The organism is Phenylobacterium sp. (assembly GCF_041913825.1).
Classification (GTDB): Bacteria; Pseudomonadota; Alphaproteobacteria; order Caulobacterales; family Caulobacteraceae; genus Phenylobacterium.
In genome coordinates, this window is the sequence record NZ_JAYSEO010000009.1 from 178,288 (window position 1) to 193,949 (window position 15,662).

13 protein-coding genes are annotated in these 15,662 nt (G+C 70.5%); 9 read left to right on the forward strand and 4 right to left on the reverse strand.

What is annotated here, in order from left to right:
• Positions 1-189 precede the first annotated feature (189 nt).
• The 5 genes from ACE3Q8_RS09655 (at position 190) to dusA (ending at position 9,292) form a co-directional block, all read left to right on the forward strand.
• Positions 190-3,000: a TonB-dependent receptor plug domain-containing protein gene (locus ACE3Q8_RS09655; protein WP_374470065.1), complete on the forward strand. Its 2,811-nt coding sequence runs from the start codon at positions 190-192 to the stop codon at positions 2,998-3,000.
• 38 nt (positions 3,001-3,038) lie between these two features.
• Positions 3,039-4,355, forward strand: coding sequence for an MFS transporter (locus ACE3Q8_RS09660; protein WP_374470066.1), 1,317 nt, complete (start codon positions 3,039-3,041; stop codon positions 4,353-4,355).
• On the forward strand, positions 4,355-5,917 hold the full coding sequence (locus tag ACE3Q8_RS09665; protein WP_374470067.1) for a hypothetical protein: 1,563 nt from the start codon (positions 4,355-4,357) through the stop codon (positions 5,915-5,917). Before ACE3Q8_RS09660 ends, ACE3Q8_RS09665 begins: the two co-directional genes overlap by 1 nt.
• Before the next feature lie 291 nt (positions 5,918-6,208).
• On the forward strand, positions 6,209-7,678 hold the full coding sequence (locus ACE3Q8_RS09670; protein ID WP_374470068.1) for a heme peroxidase family protein: 1,470 nt from the start codon (positions 6,209-6,211) through the stop codon (positions 7,676-7,678).
• Positions 7,679-8,272: 594 nt separating this feature from the next.
• A complete protein-coding gene (dusA, locus tag ACE3Q8_RS09675; protein WP_374470069.1) occupies positions 8,273-9,292 on the forward strand; it encodes a tRNA dihydrouridine(20/20a) synthase DusA in 1,020 nt (339 codons plus the stop codon).
• Here the strand turns inward: dusA and ACE3Q8_RS09680 are convergent.
• The 3 genes from ACE3Q8_RS09680 to ACE3Q8_RS09690 are packed head-to-tail and all read right to left on the reverse strand — an operon-like array spanning position 9,236 to position 10,510.
• Entirely contained in the window at positions 9,236-9,811 is a 576-nt protein-coding gene (locus ACE3Q8_RS09680; protein WP_374470070.1) for a TIGR02281 family clan AA aspartic protease, read from the reverse strand. The two genes, dusA and ACE3Q8_RS09680, sit on opposite strands and share 57 nt — an antisense overlap.
• 40 nt (positions 9,812-9,851) lie before the next feature.
• Positions 9,852-10,070 carry a DUF1289 domain-containing protein gene (locus ACE3Q8_RS09685; RefSeq protein WP_374470071.1) on the reverse strand — a complete coding sequence of 73 codons (219 nt, stop codon included), beginning with the start codon at positions 10,068-10,070 and terminating at the stop codon, positions 9,852-9,854.
• Positions 10,067-10,510: a PaaI family thioesterase gene (locus ACE3Q8_RS09690; RefSeq protein ID WP_374470072.1), complete on the reverse strand. Its 444-nt coding sequence runs from the start codon at positions 10,508-10,510 to the stop codon at positions 10,067-10,069. Before ACE3Q8_RS09690 ends, ACE3Q8_RS09685 begins: the two co-directional genes overlap by 4 nt.
• 175 nt (positions 10,511-10,685) lie before the next feature.
• On the opposite strand from ACE3Q8_RS09690, the gene ACE3Q8_RS09695 reads away from it, so the two are divergent.
• Complete coding sequence (locus tag ACE3Q8_RS09695) at positions 10,686-11,027, forward strand: hypothetical protein (protein WP_374470074.1); 342 nt, start codon at positions 10,686-10,688, stop codon at positions 11,025-11,027.
• A gap of 154 nt (positions 11,028-11,181) precedes the next feature.
• Positions 11,182-12,681 (forward strand): phospholipase D-like domain-containing protein, encoded by a 1,500-nt coding sequence (locus ACE3Q8_RS09700; protein ID WP_374470075.1) that lies wholly within the window; start codon positions 11,182-11,184, stop codon positions 12,679-12,681.
• Here the strand turns inward: ACE3Q8_RS09700 and ACE3Q8_RS09705 are convergent.
• Positions 12,656-13,399 carry an endonuclease/exonuclease/phosphatase family protein gene (locus tag ACE3Q8_RS09705; RefSeq protein WP_374470076.1) on the reverse strand — a complete coding sequence of 248 codons (744 nt, stop codon included), beginning with the start codon at positions 13,397-13,399 and terminating at the stop codon, positions 12,656-12,658. The two genes, ACE3Q8_RS09700 and ACE3Q8_RS09705, sit on opposite strands and share 26 nt — an antisense overlap.
• A gap of 195 nt (positions 13,400-13,594) precedes the next feature.
• On the opposite strand from ACE3Q8_RS09705, the gene ACE3Q8_RS09710 reads away from it, so the two are divergent.
• Positions 13,595-14,797 carry an acyl-CoA dehydrogenase family protein gene (locus ACE3Q8_RS09710; protein WP_374470077.1) on the forward strand — a complete coding sequence of 401 codons (1,203 nt, stop codon included), beginning with the start codon at positions 13,595-13,597 and terminating at the stop codon, positions 14,795-14,797.
• 55 nt (positions 14,798-14,852) lie between these two features.
• On the forward strand, positions 14,853-15,662 hold an 810-nt coding region (locus tag ACE3Q8_RS09715), incomplete at its 3' end, for an acyl-CoA dehydrogenase family protein (RefSeq protein ID WP_374470078.1).

The window sequence follows — 15,662 nt, forward strand, 5'->3', positions numbered from 1 at the left end:
GGCATAACAAGGCAGTAGGGCAGGAGCCACGACCGAGCGCCGAGCGAACGGCGCCGTCGGGAGGCGAATCGGCAGGACGACAGACCGCGGCGCGCCGCGGCGGGCGCACGCGCCCGTGACCCGTCACGCCCCCAGATCCCCGCTGCCGATGGCTGAGCCGCGGCGAACGCACGCGGGAAGGGAGGGGACATGGGTTTCGAGATCGTGCGCAGCGGAGCGGCGGCGCGAGGGCTGCGGGCTCTGAAGATCGGCCTGCTGGCCTCGAGCGCCTGCGCGCTGGCCCAGCCGGCCTGGGCCCAGGCCGCGGATCCGGAGGAGGGACAGGCCAGCAGCCTCGAGGAGGTGGTGGTCACCGGCTCGCGCATCGCGGCCAACGGATTCCAGCAGCCCACGCCGGTGACGGTGCTCGGCGCGGCCGAGATCCAGCGCGAGATGCCGACCACGGTCGCCAACTACCTGAACAGCCTGCCGGCGTTCGGCGCGCCGGTTTCGAGCACCAACCCCGGCCCGGGCGTCTCGGGCGGCGGCGCCTCGCTGCTCAACCTCCGCAACCTGGGCGTCACCCGCACCCTCGTCCTGCTGGACAACCGGCGCGTGGTGAGCTCCTCGCCGGCCGGCGGGGTGGACGTGAACACCCTGCCCACCGGCCTCATCCAGCGGGTCGAGGTGGTGACCGGCGGCGCCTCGGCGGCCTGGGGCGCGGACGCCGTGGCCGGGGTGGTCAACTTCGTGCTGAACCACGAGTACGAGGGCCTGACCCTGGACGCCTCCACCGGCATCTCGGAGGAGGGCGACAACTGGGTGGCCAAGATGGGCGTCACCTATGGCCGTCCCTTCGCGGGCGGCCGCGGGCACGTGCTGGCGGCGGCCGAGTATTCGCGACAGCCGGACATCGTGCGGATCTCGAGCCGCGATTGGTGGCGGAACTGGGCGGTGGTGCCGAACCCCGCCTTCCAGGCCGGCAACGGCCAACCGGCGCGGATCACCGTGCCGTGGGCCGGCCCCGCGGAGCTGGCCGAGGGCGGCGTGATCACGTCAGGACCGCTGCGCGGCACCCAGTTCGTCGGGCCGAACGGGAGCCCGGCGCCCTTCAACTTCGGGACCAACGCAGGCGTGCTGCAGTGGGGCGGGGACGCCGCCTACGGCACCTCGGGCAACCGCAACCTGACCAACGGCCTCGACTATGGGACGGCATTCACCCACGTCCGTTACGACCTGACGGACTCGCTGACCGCCTACGCCGAGGCCTCGTACGGCAAGTCGGTCGTGCAGACGGATTCCCTCTACTACAACCGGGGCGGCAACCTCACGATCCGCACCGACAACCCGTACCTGGACGCCGGGGTGCGCAACCAGCTGACGGCCCTCGGCCAGAGCTCGTTCGGCCTCGGCAAGATGGTCACCGACCCGCCGCCGCCGGGCAGCCGCAACGAGCGGGTCCTGTGGCGCGGCGTGCTCGGCCTGGAAGGTCGCATCGGTGCGAACTGGAAGTGGGAGGCCTACTACCAGCGCGGCGACTTCCACGTGGAGACGCGGACCTACAACAACCCGCTGGTGCCCCGCTTCAACCTGGCCGTGGACGCCGTGCGCGATCCGGCCACCGGGCAGGTCGTCTGCCGCTCGACGCTCACCGACCGCAACAACGGGTGCGTGCCGCTGAACGTGCTGGGCAACGGGGTCTCGTCGCCCGAGGCCCTGGCCTGGGTGTTCGGCACCGTCCCCTACCAGATCACCGACCTTGAGCAGGACGTGGTCTCGGGCAGCCTGAACGGCGACCTCTTCAGACTGCCGGCCGGCGCCGTTTCGGTGGCCATCGGCGGCGAGTACACGCGGGAGGAAGCCTCCTCCACCCAGGACGCCGCCTCCGCGGCGCGGCAGTACTTCACGGGCAACTTCCAGCCGTTCGAAGGCAAGCGGAACGTCAAGGAGGCCTTCGCCGAGGCCGTCGTCCCGCTCCTGGCCGACCTGCCGCTCATCAAGCGCCTGGAGTTCAACGCCGCCGCGCGCCTGACCGACTACAGCACCAGCGGCTCGGTCACGACGTGGAAGCTCGGCGGATCCTACGAGGTCACCTCGGACCTGCGGCTGCGGGTCACCCGCTCGCGGGACATCCGGGCGCCCAGCCTGTCCGAGCTCTTCACCCGCGGCTCGACCGGAACCCAGTTCGTGTTCGACCCGCAGACCAACCGGCAGGTGTCGGTGCTCGCCAACACGACCGGGAACCCGGAGCTGACTCCCGAGGTGGCGACCACCTGGACGGCGGGCCTGGTCTATCGTCCCGCCTGGATCCCCGGCTTCGGCCTGTCGGTGGACTACTATGACATCCGGGTGCGCGACGCGATCGCCGCGGTGACCGCGCCGCAGACCGTGCTGCTGTGCTTCGGCGACGTGCCGGCGCTCTGCAACAACATCATCCGCGATGCGTCCGGGACGATCACCCAGATCAACCTGCTGCCCACCAACGTCGCCTTCCTGGAGACCTCGGGCTGGGACGTGGAGGCGAGCTATCGGCGCGAGATCGGGCCCGGCTCGCTCTCCCTGCGGGTGCTGGGCAGCTATCTGGGCAAGCTCGACCGGGTGGAGCCGGACGGCACAGTGCGGCAGCTCGCCGGGGCGATCGGCGACTTCGTGGGTGGCGAGCCCAAGTTCCGCGGCCAGCTCGTCGCCACCTACGACCAGGGGCCGTTCTCCGGCACGGCCAAGGTCCGGCTGATCGGCGCCTCGAAGCTGGACCGCGCGTGGGTCGATGGGGTGGATGTCGACGACAACACCATCCCGCGGATGGGCTACCTGGACCTCCGGGCGGCCTACAAGCTGACCGTCGGCGGGGCGGACTCGGAGCTGAGCCTCGCCATCGACAACGTGCTGAACACTGACCCGCCGCGGGTCTCCGCGGTGCCCAGCACCGTGCCCTACGTGGTCGTCGCGCCCCACACGCGGCTCGACCTCTACGACGCCATCGGCCGCAGCTACCGCGTCGGCTTCCGGGCCAGGTTCTGACGGCGGCGGATGACCGGACAGTGGAACAGGGGCGTGCGTTGAGCGGCGAGCATCGGACAGGCGGACGGTCGGTGGTGAAGGTCGCGCTGACGGCGTCGGCCGGCGCCACCATCGAGTGGTACGACTTCTTCATCTACGGGACGGCGGCGGCGCTGGTCTTCCCGAAGCTGTTCTTCCCGGCCGACCTGCCGCCCTTCGTGGCCCAGCTCGCCGCCTTCAGCACCTTCGCGGTGGGATTCGTCGCCCGGCCCCCGGGCGGGGTGCTGTTCGGCCACTTCGGGGACCGCGTGGGGCGGAAGCGCGCCCTGGTGGTGGCGCTCGTGCTCATGGGGGCGGCGACGGCGGCCATCGGCCTGCTGCCGTCCTATGCGTCCGTGGGCGCGCTCGCCCCGATGCTGCTGGTGGCGCTCCGCTTCGTCCAGGGGCTCGCGGTCGGCGGGCAGTGGGGCGCAGCCGCCCTGCTGGCGATCGAGAGCGCGCCGCCGGCCCGCAAGGGCTTCTACGGCAGCTTCGTGCAGATCGGCGTCCCGCTGGGCGTGCTGCTGGCCAACCTGGTGTTCCTGGCGATCAGCACCGGTGTCTCGCCGCCGGACTTCGCCGCGTGGGGCTGGCGGATACCCTTCCTGATCAGCCTGGCCCTCGTGGCCATCGGCCTCTACGTCCACTTCCGCATCGAGGAGTCGGCCGAGTTCGACGCGGCCGCCAAGCAGCCCGTGGAGGGCTCGCCGCAGCGCTCGCCGGTGGTGTCGGTGCTGCTCCGCCATCCTCAGGAGATCCTGCTGGCCGGCGCGGCGTTCGTCGCCAACAACACCTGCTTCTACGTCGCGATCACCTATGTGGTGGCCTACGGAACCTCGACGCTCGGCCTGCCGCGCGACCTGATGCTGGGCGCGGTGATGGCCGGAAGCCTGGTGATGGTCCCGGCCCTGATCGGGTGCGGCTGGCTGGCCGACCACTGGGGGCGCCGGCCGCCGTTCATCCTGGGGGCCGCGCTCACCGGGGCGTGGGCCTTCGCCTTCTTCCCGCTGATCGAGACCGGCCAGCCCTGGGCGGTGGCCCTGGCCATCACGGTGGAGCTCGTGCTGCTCAGCTTGATGTACGGGCCGCAGGCGGCGCTGTTCGCCGAGCTGTTCCCGGTGGAGCTCCGCTACTCGGGCGCCTCGCTGGGTTACCAGATCGGCTCCGTCCTCGGCGGCGGCTTCGCGCCGATGATCGCGACCGCGCTCTACGCGCGCTTCCAGTCGAGCGGCGCCATCGCGGTCTACCTGTTCGTCATGTGCGCCATCTCGCTGGTGGCCACGGTGGTCCTGAGCATGCGCGCCCGCGCCGCGGCCGCGCCGGGGAGGAGAGGGTGATGGTGATGCGCCGCAGGGAGATGCTGGGGGCGCTCGGGGCGGGCGCCCTGGCGCAGGTCGCCGCCGGTGCCGCCAAGGCGGCGCCGCGGCTCGACGTGGTGAACCCGGCCTGGCTGATCTCCGAAGAGGAAGCCGTCGCCTGGCACCGGCAGAAGGACCGGCTCGGGCCGACCCTCACCGGCAACGAGTCCTGGCGCGCCTTCATGGGCTTCCTGGAGGAGAAGCTGCGCGGCTACGGCTGCGCCGACGTGCACCGCTCCGCCTGGCGCTTCCCGCGCTTCGTCACCAGCATGTGGCCGGACGACTCGAAGTGGAGCCTGACCTCCGGCGGCCGGCGCGTGCCGCTGGCCAACGTGGGCGCCAACTGCGGAACGACCGGTCCGCAGGGCGTGACCGCCGAACTGGTGCTGTGGGATCCCGACGCCGAACCGGACGTACGCGGCAAGATCGTCGTGTTCCGCCCACGCGAGCGGCCCGACGTGCGCGAGGCGTTTTCCAACAGCGACTACGAGTACATCACCCCGTTCCGGAGCTGGCCGGACGAGGGGCGGCCGGTCTCGCAGGTGCAGAACGGCGCCGGCTCGGTGGCCGCGCCCGTCTGGGACGAGATGACCAGCACCGCCACCTTCGTGAACCAGGTCCGCGACCGCGGGCCGGCCGGCGTGGTCTTCGCCATGAACCTCAACCGGGCGCTGACGGAGGGGCTCTACACCTTTCCGCCACCGATGGATTACGGCTTCCCGTCCGTCTATGTGGACCGCCGGCAGGGCGACCTGCTGGTGGCGGACGCCCGGGCGCGGCGCTCCGCGACGCTCAGGGTCGAAGGCGAGCGGCAGGACAGCGAGGCCTACCAGCTCATCGCCTATCTGCCGGGCCGCAACTACGGCGCGCCCGCCGACGAGCAGGTCCAGCTGCGCACCCACACCGACGGCCCGTCCATCAGCCAGGACAACGGCGCGCTCGGGCTGCTCGCGGTCGTCCGGTACATGAGCCGGGTCCCGCGGGCGGAGCGCCCGCGCACGCTGATGATCGAGCTCGACTGCCGCCACTTCATGCCGGGGCTGGAGCGGGCCTGGCTGAACCAGGACTACTTCGCCAAGAACCCCCGCGCCCGCGAACGGATCGTCGCCATGATCGCCATGGAGCACCTGGGCCAGATCGACTACGTCGCCGACGGCGACGAGATCCGCCCGAGCGGACGATCGCTGCCGACCTGGCTCTACGCCACCGGCAACCAGGGCATGATCGACGCGGCCCTCAAGGCGGTGCGCGACAACGACCTGCCCTCGGCGGTCATCCGCTCGCCGGGCCGGCCGGGCGTGCACGGCGGCTCGCAGGGGCCATGGTACGGCCTCGGCCGCGGCGCTTCGGAGCTCGGAATCCCCGGCTATGGCGTCCAAGGCGACCTGGGCGCCTACTGGGCGCACTCCGCCCGGGTCGATCGCTTCGATGCGCGCGCGTTCCGCCGGCAGGTGGCCACCTTCTGCCAGCTCACCGGGTTCCTGATGGCGGCCGACCTCGGCCCGCTGCAGGCGCCGAAGGCGGTGCCCCGCGCGGGCTGACGCCGCCCCTCCGTCAAGCCACCAACCGCTTCTTCGGCTTCATCCGTCTTGCGGGAGGTCGACACAGCCTCGGCCATCGCCCGCGCGACCCGCGCCAGCGGGCTCGTGGACCCCTGCGCCGCGCTCGCGTAACCGCGTTGCGCGAACTGTGCGGGTGTGCAAGTATAGCGCGCGTTTCGAAGTGCTGTTTGCTTTCATTCGTCGGCGTCAGAACTCCAATACATCAAAAGACACAATGCCGGTCGCCTCTGGCGCCTCTGCCGTGTCTTGCCGAGAAGAGGAGAATCGTCCGTGAATACATCCGATTCGAAGTATATCGAGGGGCGTCACCGTGACGGGCTGCGCGGGCTGGACCAGGTGCCGCTGGGCACTGTGTTCAAGCCGGGGCGCTTTGGGCGCATGTTCCCGCAGCTCGCCGCCCTGTTTGCCACCGAGGAGGACCTCACCGCCCTCGGCGAGGCCATGAGCGAGGCCGACGGGGGCGCCTCGGATGGCGACAACCCCACCATACCGGCCGGTTACACCTACCTTGGCCAGTTCATCGACCACGACATCACCTTCGACACCACGGCGCTGTCCGAGCAGCCGCGCGATCCGCAGGCGATCTTCAACTTCCGCACGCCCCAGTTGGAGCTGGACTCGGTCTATGGCACGGGCCCGGCGGGCATGCCGCACCTCTACCAGCGCGACAACCCGGCGAAGTTCGCCATCGGCCTGACCTCGGCGACCCCGGGCGGCGGAGACGGGACGCTCCCCACCTCGATGCCGCACGACCTTCCGCGGATGCCCTCCACCGGCTTCGCGGTGATCGGCGACCCGCGCAACGACGAGAATCTGGTGGTCGCCCAGACCCACCTGGCGTTCATGAAGTTCCACAACCGCGTGGTCGACCAGGAGGCCGTGGCCTTCGAGGCGGCCCGGCGGCTCGTCCGCTGGCACTACCAGTGGATCGTCCTGAACGATTTCGTCCGTCGGCTGGTCGAGCCGGGCGTCCTCGACGACGTGCTCCAGAACGGGCGGCGCTTCTACCTGTTCGACGGAGAGCCCTACATCCCGGTGGAGTTCGCGGTGGCCGCCTACCGCCTGGGCCACAGCATGGTCCGCGACGCCTACAACTATAACCGGGTGTTCCGCTTCGGCGGCGTCACGCCGGCCAGCCTGGACCTGCTCTTCCGCTTCAGCGGCCTGTCGGGGACCGGCGGCGACGTGCCGATACCGAGCGACTGGATCATCGACTGGCGGCGCTTCTACGAGGTCGGCCAGTCCACCGAGCCTGTGCTGGGCTTCAGCCGCAAGCTCGATCCGATGCTCGCGCCCCGCCTGCAAAACGTGCCAAACGTGGGCTCGCTCGCCGCCGCGAACCTGCGGCGCGGACTGCGCCGGGGCCTGCCGAGCGGCCAGTCGGTGGCCGCGGCGATGGGGATCGCCCCGCTTCCGCCGGCGGCCTTCGACCAGCCCGACCCGCATCCGGACGCCAAGGCCCGCGCGCTCGGCTTCGATGCCGCGACCCCGCTCTGGTACTACATCCTCAAGGAGGCCGAGGTGCAGGGCGGCGGCCAACGGCTGGGCGCTGTCGGCAGCCGGATCATCGCCGAGGTCTTCGTCGGCCTTCTGGAGGGCGATCCGGAATCCTACCTGGCGCAGGACCGCCTCTGGAGGCCGACGCTGGGCCGGGTGCCGGGGCAGTTCGAAATGGCCGACCTCCTGGAGTACGTGGGCGAGCTCAACCCGATCGGCGAGGCCGCCCTGGCGCCGGCCTGACGAAGGCCTGGCGAGTGCGGGGGGCCGCCCGGCCTGCCGCGCACGGCCGGCCCGGACGCGACGTCCGGCGCCGGCCGGTCCACGAGGCGGATCGCCCCGATGTCCATGCGCACGGTGACCGGACCGGCGCTTTCGGCCGCCCGCTTGCGTCCGAACTTCACGAGTCTCTCGCGGTCGATCTCCTCGACCGGGAGCTCCCCCAATTCGCGTCGCAGCATGGCGAGTGTGGCGTCCTTCGATCGGCCGGGCGCACGCCCCACCTCCTTCATGTCAGCGACGTGGAGGTCGATGAGCTCACCGAAGGTTCTCAGACGCTTCACGCGCGATTGGGCAGGGGGCAGCCCCCGGTCGATGCTGCGTTCCGCTTCGGTCGCCCAGGTGCGTGCGTCCTCGCGCCGGAGGAACGTCTCGCTTACATATCGGCCCTTGCGGCGCACTTGCGCGCGCCAGGATCCGGAAGCGAGCTTCGTGAAGGCGGCCATTCTCGTGTGCGCTCCGTGTGCACCGAGAGGGCGAAAACTCGCGAAAGACGTCGCGCGAACGCGTAAAACAGGTCGTGTGCGGCGTTTTCTAACGTGTTGAGAATACTGGAAAGTGCAGAAATATCAAGCGTATAGGCTAGCCGTCGCCCCTATGATGGACTGGACGGACCGGCACTGCCGGGTCCTGCACCGGACGCTGTCGTCGCGCGCGCTGCTCTATACGGAGATGGTGACTACGGGCGCGGTGCTGCACGGCGACCGGGAGAAGCTGCTGGGGTTCGATCAGGCCGAGCATCCCGTGGCGCTGCAGCTCGGCGGGTCGGACCCGGCCGAGCTGGCGGAGGCCGCGCGGATCGGCGAAGCCTGGGGCTACGACGAGATCAACCTCAACGTCGGCTGCCCGTCCGACCGGGTGCAGTCGGGGCGGTTCGGCGCGTGCCTGATGCGCGAGCCCGGGCTGGTGGCCGACTGCATGGCGGCCGTCGGCGAGGCGGTGAAGGTCCCGGCCACGGTGAAGTGCCGGATCGGCGTCGATGACCAGGAGCCGGAGGAGAGCCTGTTCACCCTCGTGGACCTCTGCGCCCGCGCCGGCGTCCGCCACTTCGTCGTCCACGCCCGCAAGGCCTGGCTGAAGGGCCTGTCGCCGAAGGAGAACCGGGACATCCCGCCGCTCGACTATCCGCTGGTGTGGCGGCTCAAGGCCGAGCGGCCGGAACTGACCATCGTCATCAACGGCGGGATCGGCTCGCTGGACGAGGCCGAGGCGCACCTGCGCCATGTGGACGGGGTGATGCTGGGCCGCGCGGCCTACCACACGCCCGGCCTCCTGGGCGAAGTCGACGCCCGCATCTTCGGGGGCGGCGAGACGGTGGACGCGTTCGAGGCGGTGCGCCGCTACCGGCCGTACGTGGAGCGTCAGCTCGCGGCGGGGACGCACCTCGCCGCCATGACCCGGCACATGCTGGGCCTGTTCCACGGCGTGCCGGGCGCCCGCGCCTGGCGGCGCACGCTGACGGTGGAGGGGGTGAAGCCGGGCGCCGGGATCGAGGTGATCGATCGGGCCCTGGCCGAGATCTCAGGGCTGCAGGAACAACGCCTGGCGCGTGGCCTCGAAGCTGGAGAGGCGGCCTAGGTAGGTCATCCCGAGGAGCGAGGCGTCCAGCCCCTTCTCCATGACCAGGGCCTCGACGTTCTCGATCCGCGCGCCGTCAACCGAGACCGAGGCGAGCTTCACGGACGCCGCCCGCGTCTGGCCGGCGGCCGTGCCCACCGTGTAGTCGAACTTGAGCTGGTCCAGGCGGATGCCGAGCCGCTGGGCGTCGGTGGGTGTCAGCGCCACGGCGGTCGCGCCGGTGTCCACCAGGAAGCGCACCGGCGCGCCGTTGACCTCGGCGTCGGCCCAGTAGTGGCCGTCGGCGGCCTTCAAGATCTCGGCCCGCTCGCCGGCGGCGCCTTCGGGGGCGGCGGCGATGACCACCGGCGCCTCGGCGCGGGCGGCGCGCAGGGCGGGCGGCTTGGGCGCGAAGGCCACCACAGCGCCGGCCGACGCGAACGCCGACGCGGAAGCGACCAGCGCCACCAGCGCATATCTGACGAGATTGGGCGCCCGTTCGCTCATCCGCTCCGCCGTGCCGGCCATCGAAAGCGGCAAGGTTAAGCGGCGCTCCTTTTCAAGGCGTGAACAGTCCGGGTTACCGGAACATCGCCAGCTTCTCGGGCCGGATGCGGCTGCGCCGGGAGGGCAGCTCGGCCATGATCGCCTCGCGCTCCGCGTCGGTCAGACGGGCCCAGCCGGCCACCTCGTTGAGCTGGCGGTAGCAGCCCATGCAAAGCCCGCTCTCGCCGTCGACGACGCAGACCTTGATGCAGGGGGTCTTGATGGCCTTCGGCGGGCCGGGCGGCAGGCTCATGCGGCGCTCGTGGGCAGGGGGAGGGCGTAGGTGACGTTGGCCTGGGCGGCCGGCTTCTCCGGGCTCTCGGTCCACAGCCGCACGTCGCAGACGGCGCTGCGGCGGCCGAGGTGCAGCAGCTCGGCGTCGGCGTGCAGGTCGCCGGGCCTGGCCCCGCGCAGGAAGTTCATGGTGAGCTGCGAGGTCACCGCCATCAGTTGCTCGCCGATGTGCGCCAGGATCAGGGCGTAGGCGGCGCTGTCGGCCAGCGCCATCAGGTTCGGCCCGGAGATCAGGCCCCCGGGACGGAGCATGAAGTCGGCGTAGGGCCGCACGATGCTCGCCCGCCCGGGCGAGAGCGCAGTCACCTTCCACATCGTCTCGCGGTCGGCGTCGGGGAAGGCGCGCAGCATCAGCGCGTCCACCTCTGCGGCGGTCATCCTCAGGTCGAACCCGGCCATGGAAGCTTCATGCCCCGGTCGCGCGAACATTACAAACTGTTTATAGAAACGAGTAACAACCATGTATCATTGCCGAAGTTTAATCCGAGTCTACTCAACATTGCGGCTTATTCATTTGAAGTAACGCGGCGTCGGGATCAGTTTCGGCTCAGGAAGTTTCTGAGGGAGATCTGAAATGAAAGCCGTCGCCATCGCTATCGCCGCCCTGGGTCTGGCCGCCGCCGCGGGCTCCGCCGTCGCCGCCGAGCGCGCCTCGGACCTGGACTACCTGAAGGCCAGCCGCTGCAAGGGCATCGCCGAAGGGGTCGGCTCGGTCGACACCGCCGGCCTCGACGGCTTCCTCAAGGAACAGAAGCGCGGCCGCCAGACCTTCGTGCTCGAGCGCGGCGACAGCGAGGCCGCCAAGGCCCGCCGCGAAGCCAAGTCCATGGACCGCCGCGACCGCCTCAGCGCCGAGCTGTCCGGCGCCTGCGTCGCCTACATGGCCGGCGGCGACAAGGCGGTCGCCGCCCGCTGATCACTCGCCCGGAGCCCCAACGACGGGCCAGCGCGCCGCTTCCCCCGGAGCGGCGCGCTTTTTCTTGCGCAGCGGCCCGCCGGAACCCACCTTGCCGGCCAAGCTTTGTTGCAGTTCAGGGCCGCCGATGCGGCGGCGGCGGCCAGGGAGCATGATGTCGGTCTTTAGACCCGGGGAGACCTGCTGGCGCACAGCGCGGGCCGACCGCGCCGCGTTCCTGATCGACAATCAGGCCTATTTCGCCGCCGTGTTCGACGCGCTGCAGAAGGCCCGCCGCTCGGTGCTGCTGCTGGGCTGGGGTTTCGACCCGCGCACCCGGCTGTTCCCCGACGGCTACGACGGCCCGGACGACCCGGACGAAGTGGGCCGTATCCTGGTGGAGCTGGCCTGCGCCCGGCCCGACCTCGATGTGCGCCTGCTGATCTGGAAGTCGGCGCTGCCGATCAGCGCCAGCCAGGAGTTCTTCCCCCACAAGGCCCGCAAGTGGTTCGAGGGCACGCCGGTGAAGTTCCGACTGGACGACCAGGTGCCGTTCGGCGCCTGCCATCATCAGAAGGTGCTGGTCATCGACGACCGGCTGGCGTTCTGCGGCGGGGGCGACATCGGGGTCGACCGCTGGGACTCGCCGCACCACAGCGACGACGATCCGCGCCGGATCATGCCCAAGCAGGACCTCCACCCGCCCCGGCACGAGGTGATGATGATGGTCGACGGCGAGGCGGCCCGGGCGCTCGGCGACCTGTTCCGCGAGCGCTGGAAGCGGGCCGTCCACGGGGAGGAGATCGCCCCGCCGCCCGACGCGGGCGGCGATCCGTGGCCCGACCACGTGCCGCCGGCGCTCACCCACGTGGACGTGGCCATCGCCCGCACCGAGCCGGCCTGGAAGGGCCGGCCGCTGGTGGAGGAGATCCGCCGGCTGAACCTCGCCGCCATCGCCGAGGCGCGGGACATCATCTACCTGGAGAACCAGTATTTCACGTCGCCTTTGATCTGCGAGGCGCTCGCCGCGCGGCTGGCCGAGCCGGACGGGCCGGAGGTGGTGCTGATCTCCACCGGCCGGGCGCCGAGCTGGTTCGACCAGATGACCATGGACCGCGCGCGCGGGACGATGATCTGGCGCCTGCGCGCCGCCGACGTCTTCGGGCGCTTCCGCGCCTTCTATCCCACCACGCCGGGCGGCGACGTGATCATCGTCCATTCCAAGGTGACGGTCATCGACGACCGGATCGCCCGGGTGGGCTCGGCCAATCTCAACAACCGCTCGGGCGGATTCGACACCGAGTGCGAGCTGGGCGTCCAGTGCGAGGAGCCCGAGCCGCGGATGACGATCTCCGCGTTCCGCGACCGGCTGGTCGGGCACTTCATGGGAGTCACCGGCGATGCCGTGGCCAAGGCGCGGGCGGAGTTCGGCGGGCTCGGCCCGGCCATCGACGCGCTGAACCGCGAGGGGCGGCTCGCCACCATCGAGCCGCCGATGATGACCGGCGTGGGCGAGTTCATCGCCGCCTACCACATCGGCGACCCCTCCGACACGGCCGACTCCTGGCGGCTCGCGCGGCGGCGGGAGCGGCTGTTCCAGGAGGCGCGGCGGATCGCCGACGCAGGCTCGGCCGGCGAGGCCGAGCGGGTCACCCGGCAGATCCGCCGATCGTGAAGTCCATCACCAGCGGCAGGTGGTCCGAGGCCACCCGCCACATGGGGTCGAAGGGCACGAACACGTCGCGGACCGTCACCTCCGGGCTGACGAAGATGTGGTCGATCCGCAGCACCGGCAGCGGCGAGGGGAAGGTGGCCGTGGGCGTCCGTCGCGGCGCCAGGCGGCGCGCCGGCTCGAGCTTGGCGGCCAGGGTTCTGTAGACCACCGAGGTGGCCGTGGCGTTGAAGTCGCCGAGCAGGATCCGCGGGCCGGCGAACCGTGGGTGCTCGAGCCACGAGGGGCCGGCCAGGAACGAGGCCTGGATCTGCTGTTCCTTCGGCACCAGGCCCAGGTGGGTGTTGATCACCTGCACCTTGTGCCCCTCGATCTCCACCTCGATCCACAGCGCGCCCCGCGGCTCGAGCTGGGCGATGCGCGGGTGGCCGGGCAGGGGGCCGGTCTGGATCAGGGTCTCGGGGTAGGCCGTCAGGATCGCGTCGCCGTAGAGCTCCTCCTCCACCCGCATGGCGGGGTGGAAGTGGCTGACCATCCGCAGGCGCTCGGCGATCTCGTGCGCCTGGTCCACGTGGTTCGTCCGTGCCCGTCCGACGTCCAGCTCCTGCAGGGCGACGATGTCCGGCTCGAGCGTGGCCAGCACGTCGGCGATCCGGGGGACGTCCAGGCGCCGGTCGTTCCCGACGCAGCGGTGCACATTGTAGGTCACGATCCGGGGCATGGGGCGCGGAGGTGTCGCCCGCTTCCGTGGCGTTGGCAAGGCAGCGGTGAAGGGCCGTTCCCGCGCTGCGAACGGTGTGGGTTCCAGGCGGCCTGGTGACGTTGACGTAAGCGTCATCTTCCCAAGCCGCGGGCTGCGGCGTATGGTCCGCGCCCTCGCCAGATACAGTGTAAAGGCAAGCCAGGGAGACGGCCCATGAACCTCGACTTCACGCCCGAGGAGAACGCGTTCCGCGAAGAGGTCCGGGCCTTCATCCGCGACAACTATCCGGCCGAACTGCGCAAGGCGCAGGACGAGCACCGCCAGCTCACCAAGGAAGAGTACCTGATGTGGCACAAGGTGCTCGCCACCAAGGGATGGGTCGCCCCGTCCTGGCCGGTGGAGCACGGCGGCACGGGCTGGACGCCCACCCAGAAGTACATCTGGTCCGAGGAACTGGCGAAGGCCGACGCCCTTCCGGTCCTGCCGTTCGGCGTCAACATGCTGGCCCCGGTGATCTACACCTTCGGCACCGAGGAGCAGAAGAAGAAGTTCCTGCCGGGCATCTACAACGGCGAAGTCTGGTGGTGCCAGGGCTACTCCGAGCCGGGCGCCGGCTCCGACCTCGCCAGCCTCAAGACCCGCGCCGAGAGGATCACCGCCGACGACGGCAAGGAATACTACATCGTCAACGGCCAGAAGACGTGGACGACACTCGGCCAGTTCGCCGACTGGGGCTTCTTCCTGGTCCGCACCGATCCGACGGCCAAGCCGCAGTCGGGCATCTCCTTCCTGCTGATCGACATGAAGAGCCCGGGCGTCACCGTCCGGCCGATCATCACCCTGGAAGGCGGCCACGAGGTCAATGACGTCTTCCTCGACAACGTGAAGGTGCCGGTCGAGAACCGGATCTTCCACGAGAACCAGGGCTGGACCTGCGCCAAGGCGCTGCTGGCGCACGAGCGCTCCGGCATCGCCGGCGTGGCCCGCTCCAAGCGCAACCTCGAGAAGCTGCGCCAGATCGCCAAGACCGAGCGGTCGGACGCCGGCGGCAGCCTGCTGGGCGACGCCTTCTTCCGCCGCAAGGTGGCCGAGCTGGAGATCGACCTGACGGCGCTGGAGTTCACCGAGCTGCGCACGCTGGCCGGCGAGTCCAGCGGCAAGGGCCCGGGCCCGGAAAGCTCGATCCTCAAGATCAAGGGCACCGAGATCCAGCAGCGGCTCCAGGAGCTGGCGCTGGAAGCGGTGGGTCACTACGGCGCGCCGTTCCTGCGCGACCTGGGCGACAACTTCCAGGCCGGGCCGGACTACGCCCGCGGCCTTGCGGGCGAGTACTTCAATGGCCGCAAGACCTCGATCTACGGCGGCTCCAACGAGATCCAGCGCAACATCATCGCCAAGATGGTGCTGGGCCTCTAAAGCTCCACCCTATTCCGACCTGACCATTTTCAGTTTCTGACGGAGCCGTCCGCCGATGGATTTCAGCTTCACCGAAGAACAGTCGATGCTGCGCGACACCGTCGCGAGCTACCTGGCCGACACCTACGATTTCGACAAGCGCCGCGCCGCCATCGGCAAGGAGCCGGGCTGGCGTCCGGAGGTCTGGAAGGCCTTCGCCGAGGAGCTCGGCATCCTCGGCGCGCCGTTCTCGGAAGAGCTGGGCGGCCTCGGCGGCGGCCCGATCGAGAACATGGTGGTGATGGAGGAGCTGGGTAAGGCGCTGGTCGTCGAGCCCTACCTGCCGACCGTGGTGATCGGCGGCGGCTTCCTGAAGCACTCGGGCCACGCGGGCGCCGCCGACCTGATCGGCGAGATCATCGCCGGCACGGCCACCTTCGCCTTCGCCTACGCCGAGCCGCAGGGCCGCTACAACATCGCCGACCTGACCACGACGGCGAAGAAGGACGGCTCCGGCTACGTCATCAACGGCCGCAAGGCCGTGGTCGTCGGCGCGCCCTTCGCCAGCCACCTGATCGTCACCGCCCGCACCGCCGGCGGCCAGCGCGACGCCCAGGGGATCTCGGTGTTCATCGTGCCGAAGGATGCGGCCGGGGTGACCACCCGCGACTACCCGACCGTCGACGGCGGCCGCGCGTCCGAGATCACCTTCGAGAACGTCAGCGTCGGCGCCGACGCCCTGCTCGGACCGGCCGACAACGGCCTGCCGCTGCTGGAGAAGGTGCTGGACGAGGCGATCGCCGCCACCTGCGCGGAAGGGGTCGGCGTGCTGCGCAAGCTGCACGAGGGCACCCTGGAATACACCAAGCAGCGCAAGCAGTTCGGC